Origin of the sequence: Alteromonas profundi (assembly GCF_010500865.1) — a bacterium.
In the GTDB taxonomy this organism is placed as follows: Bacteria; Pseudomonadota; Gammaproteobacteria; order Enterobacterales; family Alteromonadaceae; genus Alteromonas; species Alteromonas profundi.
This window is the reverse complement of record NZ_JAAAWN010000003.1, coordinates 86,437-111,700: the sequence shown is the minus strand read 5'-3', so window position 1 is coordinate 111,700 and position 25,264 is coordinate 86,437. Positions and strand designations below refer to the sequence as shown.

Annotated in this window: 18 protein-coding genes and 2 pseudogenes; 17 read left to right on the top strand and 3 right to left on the bottom strand. The window is 45.8% G+C overall.

Annotated features, from left to right (window positions below; all coding sequences use genetic code 11):
- The first annotated feature begins 48 nt into the window (after positions 1-48).
- Together prsK and prsR are read left to right on the top strand one after the other, a co-directional pair.
- Positions 49-2,085, top strand: a complete 2,037-nt coding sequence (gene prsK, locus GTH32_RS03235) for an XrtA/PEP-CTERM system histidine kinase PrsK (protein ID WP_163083802.1) — start codon at positions 49-51, stop codon at positions 2,083-2,085.
- A 65-nt stretch (positions 2,086-2,150) separates the two neighbouring features.
- Positions 2,151-3,512 carry a PEP-CTERM-box response regulator transcription factor gene (gene prsR, locus GTH32_RS03230; RefSeq protein ID WP_163083801.1) on the top strand — a complete coding sequence of 454 codons (1,362 nt, stop codon included), beginning with the start codon at positions 2,151-2,153 and terminating at the stop codon, positions 3,510-3,512.
- Positions 3,513-3,520: 8 nt separating this feature from the next.
- On the opposite strand, the gene GTH32_RS03225 is transcribed toward prsR, so the two are convergent.
- Entirely contained in the window at positions 3,521-3,841 is a 321-nt protein-coding gene (locus GTH32_RS03225; RefSeq protein WP_163083800.1) for a hypothetical protein, read from the bottom strand.
- Positions 3,842-3,853: 12 nt separating this feature from the next.
- Positions 3,854-5,971: a diguanylate cyclase gene (locus GTH32_RS03220; RefSeq protein WP_163083799.1), complete on the bottom strand. Its 2,118-nt coding sequence runs from the start codon at positions 5,969-5,971 to the stop codon at positions 3,854-3,856.
- Positions 5,972-6,353: 382 nt separating this feature from the next.
- On the opposite strand from GTH32_RS03220, the gene GTH32_RS03215 reads away from it, so the two are divergent.
- The 7 genes and pseudogenes from GTH32_RS03215 (at position 6,354) to GTH32_RS03185 (ending at position 14,835) form a co-directional block, all read left to right on the top strand.
- Positions 6,354-7,097 (top strand): glutathione peroxidase, encoded by a 744-nt coding sequence (locus tag GTH32_RS03215; protein WP_163083798.1) that lies wholly within the window; start codon positions 6,354-6,356, stop codon positions 7,095-7,097.
- Between the two features lie 132 nt (positions 7,098-7,229).
- Positions 7,230-8,303, top strand: a complete 1,074-nt coding sequence (locus GTH32_RS03210; protein WP_343033381.1) for an alpha/beta hydrolase — start codon at positions 7,230-7,232, stop codon at positions 8,301-8,303.
- A gap of 103 nt (positions 8,304-8,406) precedes the next feature.
- Entirely contained in the window at positions 8,407-8,940 is a 534-nt protein-coding gene (locus tag GTH32_RS03205) for a hypothetical protein (RefSeq protein ID WP_163083797.1), read from the top strand.
- Between the two features lie 71 nt (positions 8,941-9,011).
- Positions 9,012-10,382 (top strand): TolC family protein, encoded by a 1,371-nt coding sequence (locus GTH32_RS03200; RefSeq protein WP_163083796.1) that lies wholly within the window; start codon positions 9,012-9,014, stop codon positions 10,380-10,382.
- Between the two features lies 1 nt (position 10,383).
- A complete protein-coding gene (locus tag GTH32_RS03195) occupies positions 10,384-10,827 on the top strand; it encodes a heavy metal-binding domain-containing protein (protein WP_163083795.1) in 444 nt (147 codons plus the stop codon).
- A gap of 12 nt (positions 10,828-10,839) precedes the next feature.
- A pseudogene (locus GTH32_RS03190) lies at positions 10,840-11,715 on the top strand (efflux RND transporter periplasmic adaptor subunit); the annotation flags it as partial.
- Positions 11,708-14,835: pseudogene (locus GTH32_RS03185) on the top strand (efflux RND transporter permease subunit). The pseudogenes GTH32_RS03190 and GTH32_RS03185, both read left to right, overlap by 8 nt.
- 134 nt (positions 14,836-14,969) lie before the next feature.
- Here the strand turns inward: GTH32_RS03185 and GTH32_RS03180 are convergent.
- A complete protein-coding gene (locus GTH32_RS03180; RefSeq protein ID WP_163083793.1) occupies positions 14,970-16,184 on the bottom strand; it encodes a dipeptidase in 1,215 nt (404 codons plus the stop codon).
- Positions 16,185-16,628: 444 nt separating this feature from the next.
- Between GTH32_RS03180 and GTH32_RS03175 the strand changes: the two genes are divergently transcribed.
- From GTH32_RS03175 to mraY, 8 genes are all read left to right on the top strand, one after another.
- Positions 16,629-17,390, top strand: a complete 762-nt coding sequence (locus GTH32_RS03175) for a SapC family protein (protein ID WP_163083792.1) — start codon at positions 16,629-16,631, stop codon at positions 17,388-17,390.
- 363 nt (positions 17,391-17,753) lie between these two features.
- A complete protein-coding gene (gene mraZ / locus GTH32_RS03170; protein ID WP_163083791.1) occupies positions 17,754-18,212 on the top strand; it encodes a division/cell wall cluster transcriptional repressor MraZ in 459 nt (152 codons plus the stop codon).
- Positions 18,209-19,150: a 16S rRNA (cytosine(1402)-N(4))-methyltransferase RsmH gene (rsmH, locus tag GTH32_RS03165; RefSeq protein WP_163083790.1), complete on the top strand. Its 942-nt coding sequence runs from the start codon at positions 18,209-18,211 to the stop codon at positions 19,148-19,150. The genes mraZ and rsmH overlap by 4 nt, the downstream gene beginning before the upstream one ends.
- On the top strand, positions 19,147-19,482 hold the full coding sequence (gene ftsL, locus GTH32_RS03160; RefSeq protein WP_163083789.1) for a cell division protein FtsL: 336 nt from the start codon (positions 19,147-19,149) through the stop codon (positions 19,480-19,482). Before rsmH ends, ftsL begins: the two co-directional genes overlap by 4 nt.
- Positions 19,479-21,254, top strand: coding sequence for a penicillin-binding transpeptidase domain-containing protein (locus tag GTH32_RS03155; protein WP_163083788.1), 1,776 nt, complete (start codon positions 19,479-19,481; stop codon positions 21,252-21,254). Before ftsL ends, GTH32_RS03155 begins: the two co-directional genes overlap by 4 nt.
- On the top strand, positions 21,244-22,779 hold the full coding sequence (locus tag GTH32_RS03150; RefSeq protein ID WP_163083787.1) for a UDP-N-acetylmuramoyl-L-alanyl-D-glutamate--2,6-diaminopimelate ligase: 1,536 nt from the start codon (positions 21,244-21,246) through the stop codon (positions 22,777-22,779). The genes GTH32_RS03155 and GTH32_RS03150 overlap by 11 nt, the downstream gene beginning before the upstream one ends.
- On the top strand, positions 22,776-24,179 hold the full coding sequence (locus GTH32_RS03145) for a UDP-N-acetylmuramoyl-tripeptide--D-alanyl-D-alanine ligase (protein WP_163083786.1): 1,404 nt from the start codon (positions 22,776-22,778) through the stop codon (positions 24,177-24,179). The genes GTH32_RS03150 and GTH32_RS03145 overlap by 4 nt, the downstream gene beginning before the upstream one ends.
- Complete coding sequence (gene mraY, locus GTH32_RS03140; protein WP_163083785.1) at positions 24,173-25,255, top strand: phospho-N-acetylmuramoyl-pentapeptide-transferase; 1,083 nt, start codon at positions 24,173-24,175, stop codon at positions 25,253-25,255. Before GTH32_RS03145 ends, mraY begins: the two co-directional genes overlap by 7 nt.
- The last annotated feature ends 9 nt before the right edge of the window (positions 25,256-25,264 follow it).

Below are 25,264 nucleotides of genomic sequence, written 5' to 3'. Positions count from 1 at the left end.
GCGAAGCGGGTGTATCCCTAATAATAATTTATAAGCTGCGGAGAAGGGATGATTTCAGACATAGGCTATGGCCTAAACAGCTTGGCGCACTTTGCGTTACTATTATTACTTTTTACGGTAAGGAAGCCGGGGCTCGCTAAGCATTTGTTAGTGCTCGCTACGGCAACTACTGTGTTTTGGTCTACCAGCATGATATCGGCCCTGTTTGGGCCGATTAGCTTGTCATGGTTACTCACTGTAGATGTGTTAAAGCAATTAGCGTGGCTATTATTTCTCGCCGGGTGTTTGCAAGATAACTTTACTAGCTTACGGCAGGTTTTGATCAGACCCGCTACTTTGGCCATCTTGTTACCCGCCGCCCTGGCGTTGGTCGTGCCTAATATCATATGGATAGATGCATCATGGCGCTACTTAGCGCTTATAGTGTTATCCCTTGAAGTCCTTATTCTATTGGAAGTGCTGTATCGCCAAGCTGATAACGATCAATGGGCTTATAAACCGTTAGTTTTGTACCTAGGCGCCACTCACCTATTTGAATTTGTTACCTATGCCAACGCCACCATGGTGAATCAGGTTGAAGTAGGCTATATAGCGGCGAGAGGTTATATATACTTTTTACTTATCCCTTTCCTTATTGTTTCAATTCGCCGAATAAGCCATTGGGGGGTAGATATCTTTATCTCTCGCGATGTGGTGCTGCATAGTTCACTGTTGCTTGTAGCAGGGGCATACCTTTTCATTATGGCCATCATAGGTTACGCCATTAATTATCTAGGTGGCAGTTGGGGGGCGATGGTGCAAATTATCCTTGTGGCCATGTCGCTAGCCCTTCTTGCGACGGTTTTCTTATCGAACTCCTTTAGAACGAAGTGTAAGGTATTCATCACCAAACATTTTTTTGCTAATCAATTCGACTATCGCGTAGAGTGGGTGAAGCTAACAAAAACGTTATCAAACTCAATGGACTCCCAATCTTCCGTTTATGAATGTGCGTTACAGGGTATTCTAAAAGCAATAAAGTACGATAGTGGTAAATTGTATAAGTGCAGTCAAAACGACCTTGAGCTTATGGCCGAAATACAGCCACTAGCGCAAGAGGATGACAATAACAATGAGCCAGAAATTCTGCGTGCTCTTACCGACTATACAAAATCGCATGCTTGGTTTATTGATATTAATGAATATATGGTAAAGCCATTTAACTACAAAGGCTTAAACCTAAACAGAGAAGCTGTGAAGCAGTGGGGTTATCAATTTTACTTACCTTTGTATAAGCATGATGCGTTATGGGGCTTTGCATTACTTGCCGCTGGGGAGAAAGAAAAAGTACACCTTAACTGGGAGGTGCGCGATTACCTTACTGCAATAACCGAGCAGGTAAGTGTATTTGTGTTTCATCATGAAGCGGCCGAAGCGGTAGCGGAAAATGCGCAATTTGCTGCTTTTAATCGTATGTCGGCATTTGTTGTGCACGACTTAAAAAATGTATTGGCACAAGTGGATTTGATCTTGGCGAATGCAGCACAACACAAGCATAACCCTGAGTTTATCGATGATACCTTTGAAACCCTAACCCATACCAAAGCTCGTATGGACAAGATGTTAAAGCAACTTACTGAGAAGAAGATAGACAATCAGGGCACGCACACTCAATGTAAGTTGTCACAGATAGCAAAAGAGGTTGTTGATAACCGCTGTGCAGGCATTCGCCCCCTTCCAACCATTCACGTTGTTCAAGAGAGTGAAGTGAAAGTTGACAAGGAAAAGGTGTCGAATGTGCTTTATCATTTAATCAGTAATGCGCAACAAGCTACCGAAGAAGGTGGCCGTATTGATATAGTATTAACGCTTGATGCACAGCATAATCAACAATTGGTACTTATTGAAGATTCGGGATGTGGAATGGATACCGACTTCGTAGATAATCGATTATTTAAACCTTTTGATACCACGAAAGGGAATGCGGGTATGGGGATCGGCGCGTATGATGCGAAAACCTATATGGACTCGATAGGCGGAAAACTTAACGTGCAAAGTGAGCCAGGCAAGGGGTCATGTTTTACCCTCGCATTTCCGGTGAATTAGGTTAGCGATAATGTGATTGATTTAGCGTTGGCACACAACAAATGAAGTAAAACAGGATAAGAAGAATGACAGATACCATTTTAGTGGTGGACGACGATTTAGGAATTCAAAAGCAGTTAAAGTGGAGTCTCACCGATTTCAACGTGGTCTTTGCTGACAACTACGACTCTGCAATTGCACAATTACGTCGCCATGAGCCTAAGGTAGTGACACTCGATCTTGGCTTACCCCCCGATCCTGCTAATGCATCTGAAGGTTTAAGAATACTGCAAGATATTATTGCGTTAGCGCCACGTACCAAAGTAATAGTAGTAACGGGCAATAACGAAAAAGAAAACGCGCTAAAAGCAGTGAATTTCGGCGCTTACGACTTTTATCAAAAACCAATTGATTCAGACACCATCAAACTTTTGGTGAACCGCGCACTTAATCTGGCCGAGTTGGAACATGAAAACAGTATACTCGCCAAAACCAGAACCGGCATGAGCCGGATTGTTGGAAATAGTGAGGCAATTCAACAGGTTGTCAAGAAAGCGGAAAAAATAGCGGCAACGGATATAAGTACCTTATTGCTGGGCGAAAGTGGGACGGGAAAAGAAGTGTTTGCGCGCAGTATTCACGAACATAGCCCGCGTAAAGATAAACCCTTTGTTGCTATTAACTGTGCATCTATCCCCGAGAATTTGTTAGAAAGTGAGTTGTTTGGCTACGAGAAGGGCGCGTTTACCGGCGCTAATAAAACCACGTTAGGTAAAATAGAAACCGCGCAAGGCGGCACCCTATTTTTAGACGAGATTGGTGATATGCCTATTGGCCTTCAAGCCAAGATGCTTCGTTTTCTTCAAGAGCGTGTTATAGAACGTGTAGGCGGGCGCAATGAGATACCCGTAGATATTCGGGTTATCTGTGCGACCCACCGCGACCTTCCCGCGATGGTAGCAAACGAAAGTTTCAGGGAAGATTTATACTATAGGGTAGGGGAAATACCTATTTTAATACCGCCGCTACGTGAACGAGATCAAGATATTATTTTACTCGCCCGTACCTTTTTGAATATTTATCGTGACGAGTTTAATGCTAAAGCGAAAAGCTTTTCAGACGCCGCTATCCGAGCAATGCTAGGGCACAAGTGGCCGGGTAATATTCGCGAAATGCAAAATAAACTGAAGTCTGCCGTTATTATGGCAGAAGGCACCGTAATACAGCCTGATGATTTAGGGTTGATGCCCGTTGACGGCGAAAGCGAACCGGAAACCTTAAATTTGCGAGAAGTACGGGAAATTGCTGAGAGTAAAGCGATACGCCGTGCTTATCAGCAATCGGATAAAAATATGTCTAAAACGGCCGAGTTGCTAGGTATTACGCGCCCCACGTTGTATTCGTTGCTGGATAAGTACAATTTAGAAGACTTAAAAAATAACGTCTAAATCTTGCGCTAGGGCAGGTTAAACTGCCCATGGTGTTCACTGAGTACATCGTGGCCGTAATACTTCACTGTTAATTCTACTTCGCCGCCCGCATTTTGAGTAAAAAGTTGCGTGGAGCATAGGTTGCAAAACACCTGTGTTTGGTTAGGGTGAAGCTGAATTTCCCCCAACGCATGTGCAGCGCAATCGATTGAAATATTACGGCGGTGAGTGGTAAGAGTAAGCGATTGGTCGTCGTTACACGATAAGGTCTCAAGGTCTAATGCCTGTTCGCAACACCCTGAAACCTTTATCTGAACTTCCTGGCAACTACAACTGCTGCGGTACATAATTTAGATCTCCTATTCTTCAGATGGCCACACAATACTGGCGACATTGTTAAATGAAGTAGCAATATGAGAGTGGGTGAATTTAAACTTCCTATCAAGGGGCATATCTGAGGATATTTGAGCAGGTTTTGTAGACGCTGATAGCACACCTACCCAACCATTGCGACCGCTTAACTTACTGGCATATAAACAATAATCCACCACCGAAAACGTTTGTTTCCAATTGTCATCAAAAGAAATGTGGTGATCGGGTGGGAGCACACTAAACCCTATGCTGCAGGTGACTTTTATTGGCTCGTCGCTATCTACGTCAAAGGAATGCTGGCTTATTGCTATACGGCAACGCTCTGCAATTTCCGGTAGTTCATTGCGGCTAGATTGCTTACATATCACTACGAATTCTTCACCGCCCCAACGAATAATCAAGTCGCTCTGGCGAAAAACCTCACGCAAAATTTGGGCAAATTTCACCAATACTTTATCGCCCGCCAAGTGCCCGTAAGCATCATTGATACGCTTGAAATGGTCGATATCAATAAGAAAACATAGTAAATCTTGATTAGGCGTTGGATGACCTTTTTGTTTATTGAGGGCGAATTGACTACGTTTAACTTCGCCAGGTAATTGAGATTCCAAATAGTGACGGTTGTACAGCCCTGTGAGTGAATCTCGAAGACTTACTTGCTCAAGCGCTTTGTAAGCGTGCTGCAATTCATTGTTTTTATTTTCTAGTTGCACCGTACGTTGTTTTACTTCTCGTTGCAGCGCAATATTTTGCTCACGTTGTTTTAGTCGGCTCCACACTAAAAAGGCACTTAATAAAGACGCCAAAAGCAGACTCCAGCCTAGCGTATTTCGAAGATTTTCTTGCTCAGCTTGGGCTAGCTCAATAGCTTTGGTTTGCTTCAACATCTGAATAGATTGCGCTTGCCGCTCAACTTCTATACCTGCCTGAAGGCGACTAATGATGGCTTGGTTTTCGGTTTGTAAAATTTGCTCTTTTATCGTTTGGACCAGCGACTGTAAGTCTAACGCTTGCTTAAAATTACCTTTCGCCGCATAAGCATTAACTTGTAGTGTTAGAAAATCTAACTGGCTTCTTACGTTGTGGATCTGCTGGGCGGTTTCGGCGCCTTCCTGCGCAAACTGCAGCGCCTGATCGAAGTTTTTTATTGCCAACATAGCATTAGCAAGCGCAAGTCGCGCTAGATTGATCAATGGGTAGTGCTTACTGCTTTGCGCAAAGCGAAGGCCCTGTTGCAGTAATCCTAACCCCTGTTGCGTATTTCCCATTTTTACGTACGCTTCGCCTAACCATACACCCGCTTGGGTAGACATAAATTTATCGTTATCATGCTCAAAATAATGGATAGCGTCTTTTAAGGACTTTATGGCATCCGCAGTATGCCCTTGTCGTAATAGCAGCGCCCCTTGTTTCATCGTAACAATAGCCGCTAAACGTCTATTGCCGGCTGTGCTCGCCATAGTATAAGCGTCATCGTAGTAGTCTTTTGCCTCGCTAAGCTGTTCAATCGATACATAGATATCACCTATGGTCGCTAAGCTTACGCCTATATCGGACAAGCTTTGTTCGTCACGAAACAAAGTGAGGGCTTTCTTTAACGTTTGAAGGGCAGTTTCTACATGACCCTGTTCTTTTTGAGCAATGCCTAGCTGCATATGAAGCTGCGCCTCAAATGCCGAATTTTCGTACATAGTGGCAATAGTAAGGGCGCGATTAAAGTAATCTGTTGCGGCCTCATAGTTCGCTAAGTTACGCGCGCTTATACCTAAATGCATTAGGGTACGCGCCATTTCTTCCAAAGCGCCCCGCCGTGTATATTTCTCAAGGGCTAAGGCTAAGACTTTTTGTGAGATGCGATATTGTCCAGCCTTTTGAAGCCATATGCCTAACTGCAAAAACTGTCCCGGCGAATAGGTTTCGCCTTGGCGAGCTTTTTCTATTACAAGCAGCGAAAGTTGCTCTGCTTCGTTGTAGGCTTGATTTTTAATATGTTCGTGAATAAGCGAAAAGGGTGCCGCGCCGTCATCGGCTTTCACAGCCACGCTAGCTAAGTACAATAGCCCAGCAAAAAGAATTGGAAACCATGCAAAGTAGCGATGCTTCATGAAATAGCGTTTAACCTTATTTACATATCGTTAGGCACAAAAGCGACACAGACAACAAAAAGAAAGCTGGACACCCACACTTTTTGTGACTGTCTAGTTATTCGTGCTGCTTAGATGGTGTTTGTTACCTTGTGCCATACACCTACCATGTTACTTAAAAAGTAGTCTCACGAATAAGGTATAGGGTATGCAATCTTAGACTAAAGTATAGAACTTCTGGGTTGCGGTGAGAGGCCGCCGTGCAATCGCAAATAACGGTATGTAAAGGGGGAGGCGAAGAAGTAGATATCGGCCCCGACGCAGGGTAAACACAGTAACACTATTATTTTGCGCCAGACTTCACTATCCTTAGCCAGAGTATTTATCTAGAGAAGAGGACAATATGTCAGACAGTCGTTTTACCAGTAAAGAGGGGCAACGTGTACCTAGTGTTTCATTTCAAGTAAGAGAAGGTGAAACTTGGGTTACTAAACGTAGCGACGAAATTTTTAATAACCGCACCGTAGTGGTGTTTTCACTGCCGGGTGCGTTTACACCTACTTGCTCTTCTACTCATCTACCAAGATACAATGCATTGGCGAACGTGTTTAAAAAGCATGGCGTTGACGAAATTGTCTGTCTATCGGTAAATGATACGTTTGTAATGAATGCATGGGGCGCCGATCAGGAAGCACAAAATATCACGTTATTACCTGATGGCAATGGCGAATTTACTGACGGTATGGGCATGCTAGTAGACAAAGCTGAACTTGGGTTTGGCAAGCGTAGTTGGCGTTACTCTATGCTAGTGAAAGATGGCGTGGTGGATAAAATGTTTATCGAGCCTGACGTACCTGGCGACCCTTTTGAAGTATCAGACGCAGACACTATGTTAAGCTATATCGCGCCGGATGAAGAAACAAAAGCACCTGTGTCTATGTTCACTAAACCTAATTGTCCATTCTGTGCAAACGCAAAAGCGCTACTTACAGAAAAAGGTTACGACTTTGAAGAAGTGGTGCTTGGCAAAGGTGTTAGCTTAACCAGTTTAACGGCAATGACCGGAAGAGAAACCGTACCTCAGGTATTTATCGGTGGTAAGTTAATTGGTGGCTCTGATGAGCTAGAAGCCTATTTTGCAGGTTAAAAAATATAGCATTGCAGCGAATTTGAAGATATAGGTGCAATGTCGTTAAGTACAAATTAAGGCCGTGTTATCATGGCCTTTTTTAGTTGTGCTGGTAGTTCCTCACATGCAGTTATGTTCAGGAGAGTGACGGTGGGTCATAAGTTTTTCCTCTATAAGGTTGTTTTACTAGCGCTATGTGTCGCAATGCCGATGCTAAGCCAAGCAGCCCCTCAAAATACTGATCAAGGCTCTGTGTCTCGTGTATCACAGCAATCTGCGTATGCGGATTTTTCTAAGCTGTACAAGGATGAATGGGGTGTACTTACGCCGTGTAAAGAAACCCGTTTAAACCGCAGAAGCGTGTGTTCACCTGTGTTACGCAGTGAGGGCAATGCCCCTTTTATACTTGGCCATGATGAGCCTAGTGAAAAAGTAGCAGTACTTATTCACGGTTTAAGCGATTCACCTTTTTTTATGCGTGAAATAGCCAATATTCTATACCATCAAGGTTTCGATGTGCTGGTTCCGCTACTACCGGGCCATGGGCTAAGAGATGCAAGCGATGATATGACCGATGGCGATTTAGCCGAGCGTTGGCAAGCACATGTCGATGAGATTGTTGCGCTTGCCGATACAATGGGTGACACCTTAGTTGTAGGCGGCTTTTCCACTGGTGGCGCATTAGCGGTAGAACATTACCTTGATGAAGGCAGTAACATTGATGGGATTATGCTTTTTTCTGGCGCTTTAGCCTTATCAGAAAATGCAGAAAGCATGTCACGTATTTGGGGAATAAAATGGGTCGCTAAAGTGATTGATGGAAGTTATGTTACGCACGGCCCAAACCCATATAAGTACCCCCACGTAGCTGGATTTGCGGGCTTAGAGTTGATGGATGTTATTGAACAAATTCGTCAGCAATTGGAAGATAGCAAACAAATAGATATTCCTTTGTTTGCCGCCCACTCCCAAGCGGATAGTACCACCCCCATTCATGGGGTAGAATCCTTGATGGAACATAGCAAGGGGCCAAATACCTTTTTCGTCATCGACGGTTCATATGAGCTATGCCATGCTGATTTAGTGGTAAATACACCCCTGCTTCACCAAATGAAATTTAATGCTAAAATGGTGGATGAAACAGAGTTGTGTGCGGTTCCTAAAGCAAACCCACTGTTTGATACCATGGCAATGATGTTGAAGAGTTATCTACAGCAGTTTTAGCGAGTAGCAACACGGCTTACTTTCTCCATTAATTTATGGGTTATTGATGTGTGCTTTTGTCACAGCCCAGACGTTATAAATAACAAGCGAGTATTATCGACACATGCATTTTGTAGGCAGTAGCATTCACTATACCAGCGTATTGCTGGTAGTGGTGTTTACGATGTTGGTGGGGCAAATTGCGCCGCCGCTTCATGCTATGCCTTTAAAACCTTCGTTAAACGGCAGTAAACAATACGAGGGGAAAGAGGGCGAATCAAACCCAAGCCATCACGCCGCTGTCTTATCGTTGTCTTCCTCAGCGCCTTGTCATACAGCCTTGAGCGCCGACAATGCCTTGAGCGGAAAAACAGCCCTGAGTGCAAAACATGCTGCCGTCACTTCTTCGTTAATATCTGCCGATAAACCCAATCATCATGGGATAATGTCTGCGCTAGATAGCAGCGAAGCTAGCGATTGCTGTGGTACTGATTGTCAGTGCCCAGAGGGCTTATGCACAGTGAGTATCGCACTTATTGAGTCTCGTTCTTCTATAACCTTTGCAACTACCGCCGGCGTTGTTGCCCACCTAAGCCTAGGTATTCCTAGTACGACTATCTTCTTCCAATATCGACCACCTAAAACAACACTTTCATAGGGTAAATCCGTCTGTAGGTAAGTATTTACTTATAGTTTAGGCGCTTATTAGCGTGTAAGTGAAGGTGTTTTATGTTGTTCTCTTTGTGTTTTCTAGCCCAAGCGCGCCGGGCATTAACTAAGGCGTGTATGGTTATTTTTCTTAGTGTGTTGCTAACTACCGAGCTTCTTACCCCAAAGGTAGCGGCCAGTACATTGTCGTTATCTCAAGCGCAAAAACACGCGCTTGAGAACGATCCTGTGTTATCCGCAAGCCGCTTGCGGGAAAAGGCTTTTCATAGTGACGCAGTGGCATTTGATACGTGGGATACGCCAACCTTATCCACCAGTGTACAGAATTTGCCTGTAGACAACTTTTCATTGCAACAAGAGCCAATGACCCAGCTACAAATTGGCATTAAACAAACCTTACCACGAGGCAATACGGCCCAATTAAAAGCAGAGGGTGCTAAAGCCCAGGCCGGTAAGGAGCAGATTAAACGCAGCGGGCGCAAACTCTGGGTTAGTCAGCAAGTCTCAATAGCCTGGTACCAGGGATATTATGCCCAGAAAAAGGCAGCCTTACTAAAGGATAAAGAAGAGGTAGTAAGTCAGTTAATTGAAGCTATGAACGCAGCCTATACCACGGGTGATGTGAACACGCAGCAACAGGACATCGTCGCCCTTGAGCTTGATAAGGTGATGTTACAAGAGGCCCAATATCGCGCAGTTGAAGATATGGAGGTAGCAAAAAGTGTGCTCACGGAATGGCTTAGCGGTGTCGACCTAAGTACTATGAATTGGCCACAATCAACCTCTCTGTCGGTAGTGCAGCAGGCGAGAGACTATGTAGAAAAAATTAACCCCATTGATATATTCTCTCTCATGCACTTTCATCCTGAGGCGCTAGCCTATGAATTTGACGAACAATATGCGCATACACAGTTAGCGATTGCGCAAGAAAGCGAAAAACCACAGTGGGCGCTGCAAGCGAGTTATGGCTATCGGCAGCACGATGTATTAAACCAACACAGAAGCGATTTCATTTCCTTTGGTGTACAGGTCGATTTGCCTTCTTTTTCTTCTACGCGCAATAGTGCCCAAATTTCCAGCAAAACAAACCGTTTAAGCGCTGTGGCCACCGACAGGCGATTGGTGATCTCGCGGTTATCCTCCCAAGCTCAGCAATACCGCACTCGGCTTACCTTTGCCAGTCAGCGCTACCATTTACTAAAAGAAAGGCTATTAACCCAAGCAGAATACGCTCAGGCAACTACACTTCGCAGCTTCGCCCAAGGCGCTCAAAATAATATGTCAAACGCATTGCAGGTGCGTATGGCAATTATCGATGCGAAATTGGCCATGCTTGATATTGAATTGCAGCTGGCTACCAGTTTACAACGCGTTAAATACTACTACCAACCCGCACTCTCTCTTCACGCTAATTACCAACGAGGCAGCTAAATTGAAAACCGTTATTATTGTAATGTTAAGTCTACTGGTGGGTGGCTTCTTGGGGTGGCAGTTAACCACGTTTGAAGGCAGTAAGGGTAATACTGGGAACGCTTTGCCTGCAGGTGCCAGCAATGAGAATAAACCTTTATATTGGGTTGCGCCCATGGATGACAGCTATCGGCGTGATAAACCGGGAAAATCTCCAATGGGGATGGATTTGGTGCCCGTGTACGCCCAAAACTCAGATGCCCCAGGCGATAGCAGTAGTGTTTCTATTGCCCCTCAGGTTCAACAGAACATGGGGGTTAAAACTGCACCGGCTATACTTGGGCAGCTAAACCCTGTGCTTCGCACCATCGGACGTGCCGCCTTTAACGAGGACAAGTTAGTGCACTTGCATCCACGTGTTGAAGGTTGGATAGACACCTTATATGTAAAAGACAACGGACAATAGGTAAATAAAGGTGACCCTATTTATACCCTATATTCGCCGCAGTTGGTCAGCGCCCAAGAAGATTATCTGATTGCTTTGAAGCGCGGTAATAGCCAGCTTATTAAAGGAGCAAGGGAAAGACTTGCCAGTCTTCAGCTAAGCGATGCGCTTATTGAAAAGTTAGCAAAAACGAACGAGGTTGCTCAGTCAGTTACTTTTTACGCTCCCCGTAGCGGCGTAGTTGAAAACCTCAATGTGCGAGAGGGGTATTTTATTGAGCCCGGCATGCAAGTTATTAGTATCGCCCCCTTAGATACCGTGTGGGTCATTGTTGATGTGTTTGAGGCCTATATGAATAAGGTTGCGGTAGGCCAGCATGTTAGCGTGTCTTTTGACGCAGTACCCGGTAAAAAGTGGCACGCGAACATCGAGTTTATTTATCCAAGGTTACACCCTAAAACGGGCACTTTAATGGCGCGTCTTACTTTGGCAAATGACCAAGGAGTATTACGGCCTGATATGTTAGGTGAAGTGATCATTCACACTGCTATGGATAAAGCAAAATCCTTTGTAAAAATACCCCGTGAAGCCGTTATTCGAACGCAGGGAGAAGAAAGAGTTGTGGTGCGTGTGGGTTCTGATCAATATCGCTCTATACCAGTGACGATGGGCCCTCGGGATGAAAACCATGTGGCCATACTTGATGGAATTGCGCCTGGGGATGAGGTAGTTACGTCAGCGCAGTTTCTCATTGACTCAGAATCTTCAAAACGTGCCGCGTTTTCCCGTATGTCTTCCCCAGACCCTCACGCTGACATGAAGCCTTCTGCTGATAACAGTAGTAGCCACCCGCCTGCAAAGTCTATGACGCACGAGCATCATAATATGAAAGGGGCATCTCATGATTGAAGCAATAATTAGATGGTCGGTTCATAATCGGCCTATAGTGCTACTTATCGCGCTGTTATTTACTGTGGGCGGTGTATTATCAGTGCGTTTCACCCCGCTTGATGCTATTCCTGATTTGTCCGATATTCAGGTAATAGTGAAAACCAGTTACCCCGGGCAGTCTCCTCAAGTCGTGGAAGACCAAGTAACCTACCCGTTAACCACAGCGTTAATGTCGGTACCTGGGGCGACAACAGTACGAGGTTTTTCATTTTTCGGTGATTCTTATGTCTACGTTATATTCGACGATGATACCGATCTCTACTGGGCCCGAAGCCGAGTGTTAGAATACGTAAACCAAGTGTCCAGTGAGCTGCCGCAAGGAGTGCAACCCGCGTTAGGGCCTGATGCCACGGGCGTAGGCTGGGTCTACTTGTATGCGCTTACCGATACTAAAGGAACCCACGATTTGGCAGATTTACGGGCCTTACAAGATTGGTTCTTAAAGTATGAATTACAAACGGTTGATGGGGTTGCTGAAGTGGCAAGTTTAGGCGGTATGGTTAAGCAGTATCAAGTGCAATTATCTGCCGACAAATTACGCGCATACCAAATTCCAATCGCCCATGTAAAACGAGCGATTACACGAGGAAACCAGGAGGTAGGCGCGTCTGTTATTGAGTTGGCCGAAGCAGAGTATATGGTTACCGCCACCGGCTATTTAAAAGGTGTTGAAGACATTCGCCAACTCCCCTTAGGGGTATACAGTCAAGGCAGCGCACTCACCATAGGCGATATCGCAACTGTAATAGAAACGCCGCAGATGCGAAGGGGAATTGCAGAGCTTAACGGTAAGGGGGAAGTGGTAGGCGGTATCGTTGTTATGCGTTACGCTGAAAACGCTAAAACTACCATAGATAAAGTGAAACAAAAATTAGCCCAGCTAGAGGCCAGTTTACCAGAGGGGTAACCGTTGTTCCCGTTTACGATCGCTCACAGTTAATCTCAAACGCAGTAAATACCTTGTGGCAAAAAGTCGTTGAAGAATTGCTTGTTGTGGGTTTGGTTTGCTTGGTTTTTTTACTTCATGTTCGCTCAGCGTTAGTGGCAATTATTAGCTTGCCTATAGGTATTCTAATTGCTTTTATAGCGATGAGAATGCAAGGACTAAACGCGAATATCATGTCGCTTGGTGGCATTGCCATTGCCATAGGGGCCATGGTAGATGGTGCAATCGTGGTGGTAGAGAACTTACATAAGCACCTCGAAAAAGAAAACAGTACGGCGTTAACGGCACAACAACGCTGGGCCTTAGTGATGCGCTCAACGTGTGAAGTAGGGCCGGCGCTGTTTTTCTCGCTACTTATCATTACGGTCTCCTTCATTCCTGTTTTTGCTTTACAGGCGCAAGAGGGGCGTCTATTTGCTCCGCTTGCGTTTACTAAAACCTATGCCATGGGAGCGGCGGCACTTCTCGCTATAACTCTAGTTCCTATACTTGCAGGCTATTTGGTTCGAGGGAAAATTCGCACCGAATCACAAAACCCGATTAATAATGTGCTTATTCGCGTTTACAGGCCAGCCCTAAAAGCGGTGCTCAACTACCCCCGCAGCGCACTACTTGCAGCCCTCCTAGCTATTATCTCCACGTGGTGGCCTTTGGCGCATACGGGCAGCGAGTTTATGCCCACGTTGGATGAAGGCGATTTAATGTATATGCCTACTACCTACCCCAGCCTTTCTATAGGTAAAGCACGGCAGCTTTTACAGCAAACCGATAAGTTAATTGCTAGTGTTCCGGAGGTAGCTAGAGTATTTGGGAAGATTGGCCGGGCGGACACTGCAACTGATCCCGCGCCGTTAACGATGATAGAAACCTTTATTCAGCTAAAGCCTAAATCCCAGTGGCGAGCTGGGATGACCACAAAAAAGCTGAAAGAGACGCTGAATCAGCAAATTCAGTTTCCGGGTATTACTAATGCCTGGGTCATGCCGATTAAAACCCGTATCGATATGCTTGCCACAGGTATTAAAACGCCGGTAGGTATTAAGGTAGCAGGGCCCAGTCTTGACGGTATAGAGCAATTAAGTGCAAAGATAGAAGCATTGCTTATGCAACTGCCTAATACCGCGTCTGCATACGCAGAAAGAGTAGCCGGAGGGCGTTATCTTACTATCGATATAGATAGGCAAAAAGCAGCGCGTTACAACCTTAATATTGCAGATGTTCAAGAGGTTATAGCTATTGCGGTGGGCGGAAAGTCGATAGCCGAGTCAAATGAAGGCCGCGAACGCTACGCAATAAGTGTGCGCTTTGATGAAACTTATCGAGATAGCCCTGAGGCCATACGCACCATTCCCCTAATAACCCCTTCAGGCAGGCATATTCCACTGTCTTCGGTAGCCGATATTCGCATTGAAGCTGGGCCCGCCGGCATTAAAAGTGAGAACGCCCGACTAACAGGGTGGGTACTCATTGATATCAACAATAGTGATCTGGCCGGCTATGTAGCAAATGCTAAAACGCACTTAAATCAACATCTCGACATTCCAGCCGGCTATTCACTTAGCTGGGCGGGACAGTTTGAATACCTAGAGCGTGCCCAACAGCGAATGAAAATTGTGGTGCCGTTAACCTTGGTTATTATCATATTGTTATTAGCGTTAAGCTTTCGACGTGCAAAGGACGTGGTACTTATCTTGGCTACGTTACCGCTATCGCTAGTGGGGGGAATATGGCTACTTTGGGTGATGAACTTTCAATTTTCGGTAGCCGTAGCGGTGGGGTTTATTGCGCTGGCAGGCGTGGCTGTGGAAACCGGTGTAATTATGTTGGTGTATCTAAACCAAACGAATAAGGCCTATTTGCAACAAGGCCCTGCAATTACCGAGTGCGGGTTAAAAGCGAGTGTTGTAGAGGGGGCAGTAAGACGGGTAAGGCCCGTAATGATGACATCAGTGTCAATTATAGCTGGGTTATTACCGGTGTTGTTTGCAACGGGCACTGGCGGTGAAATCATGCAGCGCATTGCGGCGCCTATGGTAGGAGGCATGGTTAGTGCGTTAATACTTACCTTGTTTATTTTACCTTCAACCTATTATCTGCTGGCCCGCAGACCTTTAGTTACTGGCAAGGCATAGTGTCTTGCCAGTGAGCTTACATGCCATAGCTGCGTAACAATCTAAGGGAGCTAAAAATAGCAGACAACACGCGCTGCTATTTAACCGCTGCCCTTAGAAATTTCGCAACTAGCCAAGGGGAAAACGCCCGTTGACTAAGCGCTGTGCTTAGCTGCGTAATCTTCAACCTGTTGCCACACGCGTAATAAATTACCGCTGAGTATTTTTTCAATATCTTGGCGGCTATAGCCTCTGTCTAATAGGCCCTGTACAAGATTCGGGAAGCTAGCTACATCTTTAAGGCCAATAGGAAGCGAGTCGCCTACACCGTCGTAATCCGACCCAATGCCCACGTGTTCAATACCAATCAGCTCTACTACGTGGTCAATGTGATCAAGTACCTGATCTAATGTAGAGTAGGGGTAAGGAACTTTTTCACGATACGTCGCTTCAAAATTTTCCAAATTAGGGCTGTCTTCGCCTTCTTCTGCAATAAGGGCTTTACGTGCAGCGGTTAGTCCCTTGCGCCATTGTCCTGCCGCTTTATCAACAAAGCTTGAGCCAAAGTTAATCATAATAACACCCCCATTTTCACCTAGGGCCTTTATCATGTCGTCGTTCATATTACGCTCAAACCCCGGGGTAAATTTACGTAGTGAAGAGTGCGAAGCGATTACTGGAACCTTTGTGATTTCAACAACTTGATAAAAAGCATCATCCGAAACATGAGAGATGTCCAACATAATGCCAATATTGTTCATTTCAGTAACTAATTGCTTGCCAAAGGGGCTTAAACCTTTCCATTTTCTACGTAAATCGTAAGAGGAATCAGAAATATGGTTTGCTTGGCTATGGGCCAAGGTAATGTATCGAATCCCGCGCTGGTAAAATGCCTTTAAGTTATCAAGGCTCCCTTGAATGGGAGAGCCATTTTCCATTCCCATTGGAAGTGAAATTAGCCCAGCTTCAAATTGTGCTTTCACATCACTGGGGCTTTTGGCAATTGCAAACTTATCGGGTGCGCGGGCCACAATCGCTTCTACTGAATCAATAAGCTGGTGGGCTAATTGCGTTGATTCAGGAGAATTGTCTAAACTGGCGGGTACATAAATTGACATGAAAGGGGCATTCAGGCCGCCTTTTACCGCCCGGGGGTAATCGAAGTCGCCATCTTCTGTGGCCTTAGTGACATCTACCCACCGATTTTTTACGCGATAAGGCACATCAATGTGGCCGTCAACGATAATTGTTTCTTGTGCAATCCTGTTCGCCTGCTCCGAGGCGGTGTAGGTCTTTGCGAATACCGCCGTGGAAGTGAAAAGCGCAGCAATGGTTAATGCGCAAACATTAAGAGGAAATCGCCTTGTCATGTGGTGTTCCTTATTGTTGTTGTGTAAGTAGCACGAATCCGTCGTTATTAAAGGTTCTGCGTTTTGGTTTTTTTTTGATCCCCTAAAATGCCCAAATAGCAGCGGGGGTTAAAAGACTAAGTGAAAACCGAGAAGGCCACAATGGCTGACGTTTGAAGAGAAGAATTTTTATCGCGTTTGTGCGGTGAACCACCGTTTTTAGTGATATTGCTTGTTTTTTCGCCGCTTGATGCAATTTACTTTAAGTTTACATTGCAATAAAAATTTAAAACTTGTTATTGTGATGGCGCGTGACTTCACCTCGTGAATGCGGGATACTCCCAAGCGCCTCGCCGAAGAAGGGTGACGATAAGTTCATCCGCGCGGCCTACGTAATTTTTGTGGTTACCCTCACTTTTCAGTTTTTTTAAACGGGGCCACAGCAGACAAGTATGAGAAAGAAATATGGCTATTAATTTTGTACCGCTAGATAAAGAAAAACACAAAGACCTTAAAGTCGCGGTAAGCAACTCTTTTGCATTTGCGAAAAATACGCACCTTGCAGCAGCGACCATTCGCGAATTTGCCCAGTTGGCAGCAACTATGCCTCTAGTCTTCATCGAAGACCCTCAGTCTAAGCGTCACCACGTTGTGGCTATGCTGGGTATGGAGCAAAACCAGAACTTATTCCTTACCGGTGAAAGCTGGCAGGGGCCTCACGTTCCTATGAACATTCTTCGTTACCCTTTCGATGTGCGTCCAGATGGCGACAAGCTAGGCGTGTACATTGATGAGAATAGCGACCTTATTAGTGAAGAAGGACAGCCGCTATTTACTGAAGCGGGCGAACCATCTGAGTTCCTAGATAACCGTCAGAAGTTTCTATCTGACCTTGCAAATAGCGAAATGGCGACACAGCGTTTCGTTAAAGAGGTTGTTGATCTTGACTTGCTTGACCCAATTCAAATTCGTCTAACCTACCAAAGTGGCCAGCAACGTAATGTTACTGGTATGCTTAGCATTAACGAGAAGAAGCTACTAGAACTTCCGGAAGAGAAAGTACTAGAGCTACACAAATCTGGCTTCTTAGGTGCTATGTATGCGGTAATGATGTCTGTAGGTCAGTTGAACCGTCTTGTTGAACTGTCAAATAGTACTGAAAACCCAATTCGCAATATGCAACTTTCTGTTGCAAAAGTGGAAGAAGAAGCCGCTAGCGAAGCATAATTGAATGGGCGGGGAACGAACCCGCCGCATTAAGACAAAAAAGCCCCTAGTTCAGCTAGGGGCTTTTTTATTCCACATTATTTTAGACTTTTTATTTCGCTAGATTTTCTCCTAGCGGTAAATTCCCCGTCTTTTTTTCACGCCTTATCAGCTACTTTGAAAAAACGCTGTATATACAAACAGTTCTAGCCCAGAGCTCACCTCACTTTAACTCTACTTTTTCCCTTGACAGTGGGGATCAATGATACCTAAACTGTCAACTAGTGGGTAAAAGTGGCAAATAGTGGATCGACTTATCATCGTTTTGCAGTTCAGTACTCAAAAAACAAGAAATCTAAGAGCAAAATATAAAAGGCTAGGGGAATGTTCCGCGGCGCTAATGCGATCAATCTGGACACAAAAGGCAGACTTGCGATACCTACGCGTTATCGTCAGTCGCTGCTGGATGATTGTAACGGACAACTGGTCTGCACGGTTGATAACCAACAAAGCTGTTTGTTGCTTTACCCACTTCCCGAATGGGAAGAAATTGAACTTAAGTTAATTAAGTTATCCAGTATGATCCCCGCCGAGCGCCGTATGCAGCGCTTGTTGCTAGGACACGCTGCCGAAGGTGAAATGGATAAGAGCGGACGCATTCTAATTCCTACACCGTTACGTCATCACGCTAAGTTATCAAAAGAAGTCATGTTGGTTGGTCAGCTTAATAAGTTTGAAATTTGGGATGCCGATGTTTGGGCACAACAGATAGAAGACGACATAGACACCGAACGCAAAGGCGAATTTGAACTCACCGAACGTTTACAGGACTTCTCCTTATGAGCGACACCCAACAATTCAAACACGTTTCTGTGCTGCTTGAAGAGTGCATAGAGGCCCTTGCGATTAAACCTGATGGTATTTACGTAGACGCCACCTTTGGTCGTGGCGGCCATTCTGCACGCATTCTTGAGAGCTTAGGCGAAAACGGGCGTTTAATTGCCTTTGACCGTGATCCTCAGGCAATTGAGGCAGCCAAACGATTCGCTAACGATGAACGTTTTTCTATTATTCATGCTCCCTTTGGCGACATGGCCACAGAGCTAACCGATTTAGGTTTAGCGGGTAATATTGATGGCGTATTAATGGACTTAGGTGTGTCCTCGCCACAACTCGATGATGCTGAAAGAGGCTTTAGCTTTTTACGTGACGGGCCATTAGACATGCGTATGGACACGTCTAAAGGAGAAAGCGCCGCCGATTGGTTAGCCAAAGCGGAAGAACAAGATATCACCCAGGTGATTAAAGAGTTTGGCGAAGAAAAGTTTGGCAAGCGTATTGCCCATGCCATTGTTAATACCCGTGTTGAAACGCCCATTACCCGCACCGCTCAACTGGCTAAAATTATTGATGAAGCTGTACCGGTTAAAGATAAGTTTAAGCACCCTGCAACCCGCGCTTTTCAGGGAATTCGCATTTATATTAATGCAGAGCTCGAACAACTTCGTGTGGGATTAAAAGCGGCTACAGAAGTGCTGGCTCAGCAAGGACGGCTGGCGGTTATCTCGTTCCATTCGTTAGAAGATCGCCTTGTTAAACGCTTCATTAAAGAACAAAGTCGCGGCAAAGTGGTGCCCCATAATCTGCCTATTACGCAAGCAGAGATAGATCAAGATAAAGTATTAAAAGCGCTGGGTAAGGCAATAAAACCCTCGCAACTGGAAATAGAAAATAATGTTCGTTCGCGCAGTTCTGTACTCAGGGTAGCCGAAAAGTTATGACTACAACTGCGCCAGGTAAGGCGAATACGAACTTCAGATTACTCCTGATAATCGTCTCCGATTTGACCCGCAACAAGTTGCGGGTTTTGTTGTATTTAGCGGTTATCGCCAGCGCTATGGCAGTTATTCTTGGTAGTCATCACAATCGCCAACAAGTTATCGCTCTAGAAAACTTAATGGAAGAAAAAGATAAGCTTGATGTTGAGTGGCGCAATCTTGTTCTAGAACAGCGCGCGCTTACCGAGCACAACCGTATTGAAACCATGGTTGAAAAGCAGTTAGACATGTATCGGCCTACGGCAGACGACGAAGTGGTGGTGAAAATAAAATGAGTACATCAGCCGTGAAACGCAATAAAAAGGTTAAAGGAGCGAAGCAAAACGTCGCCCCTAGCCTTGTGCATTGGCGTTTCGTGGTTGTGTTGTTGGTGGTTGTTTCAGTGTTTGCTGTACTGGCAGCAAGAGCTGCCTACATTCAGGTTATTGAGCCAGACGAGCTAATACAGCAAGGCGATAGCCGTACGCTACGCACCCGAAATATGCCCACTTATCGGGGCTTGGTAACCGATAGAAACGGTGTAGAACTTGCCGTGAGTGTGCCGGTACGAGCAATTTATGCCGACCCTAAAGTGATCCATGAAAATGACGGATTTCTTGAGCCTCGCCGCTGGCAGGCCTTAGCGGATGTGCTAGGCCAAGACGTAGAAAGTTTAAAACAGAAGATGGGCAATCCTAAACGCCGCTTCGTTTATCTACAGCGCCAAGTTTCACCTGCCATGGCAGAGTATGTTGATAAACTTGATATTCCCGGTATTTATTTACGCCGTGAAAGCCGCCGTTATTACCCAACGGGTGAAGTATCGGCCCAACTAATCGGTATGACCGATGTAGATGATACCGGGGTAGAAGGGTTAGAGCGAATGTATGATGAGTGGCTTACTGGTACGCCTGGCTCTCGAAAAATACGTCGCGATGCCAAAGGGCGTCAGGTTGAGATACTTGAAACTACCTCGGGAGAGGAAGCCGGTAACCTGCAATTAACTATCGACCAGCGCATTCAAGCCCTAGCCTATAAAGAAATAAAAGAGGCGATGATTTATTACCAGTCAAGTTCCGCCTCGGCCATTGTAATTGATGTGAAAACCGGCGATGTGTTGGCAATGGTCAATGCCCCCTCATTTAACCCTAATGATCGAAGTGATATCTCTGCTCATCGCATGAGAAATCGGGTTATCACAGACGCGTTTGAACCGGGTTCAGCGCTTAAACCTATGGCCGTACTTACTGCGTTAGAGTTTGGTGAAGTAGAGCCAGAAGACACGGTGGATACCAACCCAGGTTGGATGCGCTTAGGCGGTAGCTTAGTGAAAGACGCTCGCAACTATGGCGAATTAACGCTAGAGGAAATCATCCAGCATTCAAGCAACATGGGGACGTCTAAATTGGCCCTTTCGGTGCCTAAGCCATTCTTACTCGACACCTATTACAACATGGGGTTGATGTCTGATACAGGTTTGAATATGGCTGGCGAAAGCAGCGGTATTTTCCATGAGCGTAGCCGTTGGTCCGAGTTTGAATTGGCGACCTTGTCGTTTGGCTATGGTATTTCAGTTACTACCGCACAGCTAGGTCGCCTGTATGCCACTATTGCCAATGGTGGTATTAAGCAGCCGCTTAATATAATCAAATCGCCTAAGCAAACTGGCTGGCAGCCGCAGTCTGAGCGTGTGGTTAGTGAAGAAAATGCAAAGGCAATAGTACAAATGATGGAAAGTGTTACACAGCGAGGAGGTACCGCTAAAAAAGCGGCCATTCCCGGTTATCGCGTAGCAGGTAAAACCGGAACCAGTAGAAAAGCTGTGGCAGGTGGCTATGGTGAAGAGTATGTGAACATTTTCGCAGGTATTGCACCGGTATCTGATCCGCGCTTGGTTACCATTGTATTAATTAACGAACCCGGCGGTGACTTGTATCATGCTGGCGACACCGCAGCCCCCGTATTTTCTTCTATTATGGGCGGTGCACTTCACATGTTAAATGTTGCCCCAGATGACAAACAGGTAACCTCAAGTTCTTGGTTAAGAGGAGGCCAAAGTGGTAGCTAGTGCCTTTGCCCAAAGCATTCAACCGTTGCTGAAAACTTTCGGTATTGATGCCCCAGATATTCGTGTTGACGGACTAACCTTAGATAGCCGCGAAGTGAATACCCGATTAGCGTTTGCTGCATTAAAAGGCCATGCGCGGGACGGACGCGACTTTATCCCTCAAGCTATTAGCTTGGGCGCGCGGGTTATATTGGCGCAAACCGACGACAGTCATTCCCATGGTCACATGGAAATGCGCGACCATTCTGTGATTATCTCTTTTTATCAACTACCGCAAATGTTATCTGCGTTGGCTGCGGCTTTTTACAATGAACCTGCCACTAAGATGACCACGGTGGCTGTAACAGGGACTAATGGAAAAACCTCTACAGTTCAAATGCTTACGCAGCTAAAGGATGCGTTAGGAACACGTAGCGCAAGTATCGGGACACTAGGTAGCAGCGTGTATGAGGGCAGTGAAACACAATGGTTAACTACACCAGCGGCGAATACAACCCCAGATCCAATTCGTATTCAGTCCTTGTTGGCAAACTTTGTGCTTAGTGACGTTCGACATACTGCGTTTGAAGCAAGTTCTCATGCCTTAGTGCAAGGGCGTCTGTCAAAAGTAAATACTGATATAGCAGTATTTACCAACCTAAGTCGCGATCACTTAGATTATCACGGCACCATGGAGGCCTACGCAGAAGCGAAGCGTAAACTGCTTACACAACCGGGATTATCCACCGTGGTATTGAATGCCTGTGATGAGCAAAGCAAGCAGTGGGCAAAAGAGGCACAAAATCATTTAGAGGTTGTTTGGGTAGGTGTAGATAACAGCAACCCACTTCATAAACCACCACAGGATCGCCATTGTTTCGCCACAAATGTTTCCTACCATGACGCGGGGTGTAATTTTACGCTGTCCACGTCGTGGGGAGATGCGCCGATATCTCTGCCCCTTTTTGGACAGTTTAATATCTTCAATGTGCTTAGCGCGGTGGCCTGCTTGCTTACGCAGAATGAAGCCTTCGACGCCGTAGTGAAATGTGTTAATGACATTCAACCTGTCCCAGGTCGAATGGAAGTATTCACGTTCACAGGTGCAGCCAACGTGGTAGTTGACTACGCCCATACGCCTGATGCGTTAGAAAAGGTGTTGTTGAGTGCGCGAGTGCACGCTAAAGGCAAAGTATGGTGTGTATTTGGCTGCGGCGGCGATCGCGATAAAGGCAAGCGACCGTTAATGGGTAAGGCGGCTGAGCGGGGCGCTGATGTTGTGGTAATCACCACAGACAATAGCCGCAGTGAAACGCCTCAAAGTATCGCAGATGATGTAATAGCAGGGCTAGATAACCCTCGCATAGCGGTGTCAGAACCTGACCGCGAGAAAGCAATACGCTATTGCTTAGATAATGCCAATGACAGCGACATCATTATTGTAGCGGGCAAAGGCCACGAAGATTATCAAATCATCGGAACACAACAAATAGAGTATAACGAACGGGTAGTAGTGGCGCGACTACAGCAGGAGTACAGCAAATGATAACAACAACGCTGTCTTGGATAGCCAGTCAGATAGACGGCGAACTAATAGGGCAGGATGTTAGCGTAAATTCGGTAAGCACCGATACGCGCGCAATAGAAGCGGGTGCGGTGTATTTAGCGCTTAAAGGCAACAACTTTAATGGCCATGATTTCATTGAACAAGCAGTAGCAGCTGGGGCCAGCGCCATTATAGCCAGCGAAAATGTTGACGCTAAGGTGCCGGTGATTGCAGTACCAGATACCAAGATAGCGTTAGGGCGTCTTGGTGCGGCCGTAAAGCGTCATGTTGCGCCTAAAACAATTGCCATTACCGGCAGTAGCGGAAAAACCACAGTGAAAGAGATGTGCGCCGCTATTTTAGCCTGTAAAGGCGCTGTACTGGCCACAAAAGGCAACTTTAATAACGATATCGGCGTGCCGCTTACGCTACTGCGATTAGCGTCGCATCATGAGTATGCGGTGCTGGAATTAGGCGCTAATCACGCAGGTGAAATCGCTTATACAACGCATTTGGTAAAACCAGATGTTGCCACAATTGTAAATGCTGCAGCCTCTCACCTTGAAGGGTTTGGCAGTGTGCAAGGCGTGGCCCGTGCGAAGTGCGAAATATTTGAGGGGCTGGGAGAGACGGGGACTGCCATCGTTAATATCGACAGCCCGTTTGCCGAACTTTGGTTAAGCGAGCTAAAAGATACGTCTACGCTGACCTTTTCACCCGAGCAAAAAAATAACGCTGACTACCATGCCGAAAATATCACTATTGATGATCAAGGTTGCGCTGAATTTGTGCTTTGCACACCCCAAGAGAAGCAAGCTGTAAAGCTTACTATTCCAGGCCTTCATAATGTTGGAAATGCATTGGTTGCCGCAGCGTTGACCGTGCAGGTTGGAGCATCATTAGACAATGTTCGCGAAGGCTTATTGAGTATGCAACAAGTGAGTGGCCGGTTAACCGTGAAGCCACTGACAAATAATGTGCGTTTACTCGATGACTCTTACAACGCGAATGTGGCCTCGGTAACCGCCGCAATCGATACCTTAAATAGCTTCTCAGGTATTACCATCTTGATATTGGGTGATATGAAAGAACTAGGTGAGCAGTCTTATCATTACCATCAGCAGGTGGGTAACTACGCAAAGCAAAAATCAATTGATTACATGTATACCATGGGCGAGTTAAGTGGCGCTGCCAGTGAGGCGTTTGCCGGCAAAGGTGGACATTTCAAACATGTAGAAACCCTTGTACGCGCAATCGAGGGTGAAGCATTCCCTGCGCAGCAACAGGTTTCAATCTTAGTTAAAGGTTCGCGCAGTTCGCACATGGAACGCGTGGTAGAGGCGATAGAGGCCTCTTCTTTGGGAAAGTTCAATAGCCGTCGGGAGCGCATTGCATGTTAATTTGGCTAGCCGACTGGCTTACACAATTTGATTCAGGGTTTAACGTATTTTCATACCTAACCTTACGGGCTATTTTAAGCACACTTACGGCGTTGCTTATCGCAATTTTCATTGGCCCCAAAATGATCCGCTATCTACAGCGCATGCAGATAGGGCAGACGGTACGAGATGATGGCCCGCAAAGCCATCTTTCAAAATCGGGTACGCCCACTATGGGGGGCCTGCTCATACTTGCCGCTATCATTATTAGTATATTGCTGTGGGCAGACCTATCAAATCGCTATGTACTGGTTACCCTCACCGTGGTTATTGCGTATGGAATTATTGGCTTTGTGGATGACTATCGCAAAGTTATTCGCAAAGACTCGAAGGGGCTGATCGCACGGTGGAAGTATTTTTGGCAATCTGTCGTTGCAATAGGGGTCGCGTTTTATCTCTATAGTAGTGCATCGTTAAGTGCAGAAACCTCGTTGCTGGTACCGTTTTTTAAAGAGGTTTTCCCTCAACTGGGTATTTTCTTTATCTTAATTACCTATTTTGCCATTGTGGGCACCAGCAACGCGGTAAACCTAACAGATGGCTTAGATGGCTTAGCCATTGTGCCTACCATATTAGTGGCCGGGGCCTTTGCTATTTTTGCCTATGTTACTGGCAATGCGAATTTCGCAAGCTACCTCAACATTCCCCATATTCCTCTTACCAGCGAACTGGTTATTGTGTGTACCGCCATGGTGGGCGCAGGGTTAGGTTTCTTATGGTTTAACACCTATCCGGCACAGGTTTTTATGGGGGATGTAGGTTCATTGGCCTTAGGGGGAACCTTAGGTGTATTAGCCGTATTAGTAAGACAGGAAATTGTACTTATTATTATGGGGGGAGTGTTTGTAATGGAAACGGTTTCGGTGATATTGCAGGTGGGGTCGTACAAGTTACGCGGTCAGCGCATATTCCGTATGGCACCTATTCACCATCATTACGAGCTAAAGGGCTGGCCAGAGCCACGGGTTATCGTGCGCTTTTGGATCATTTCTATCATTTTAGTATTGGTTGGCCTTGCCACCCTTAAACTTAGATAACGAGTTAAT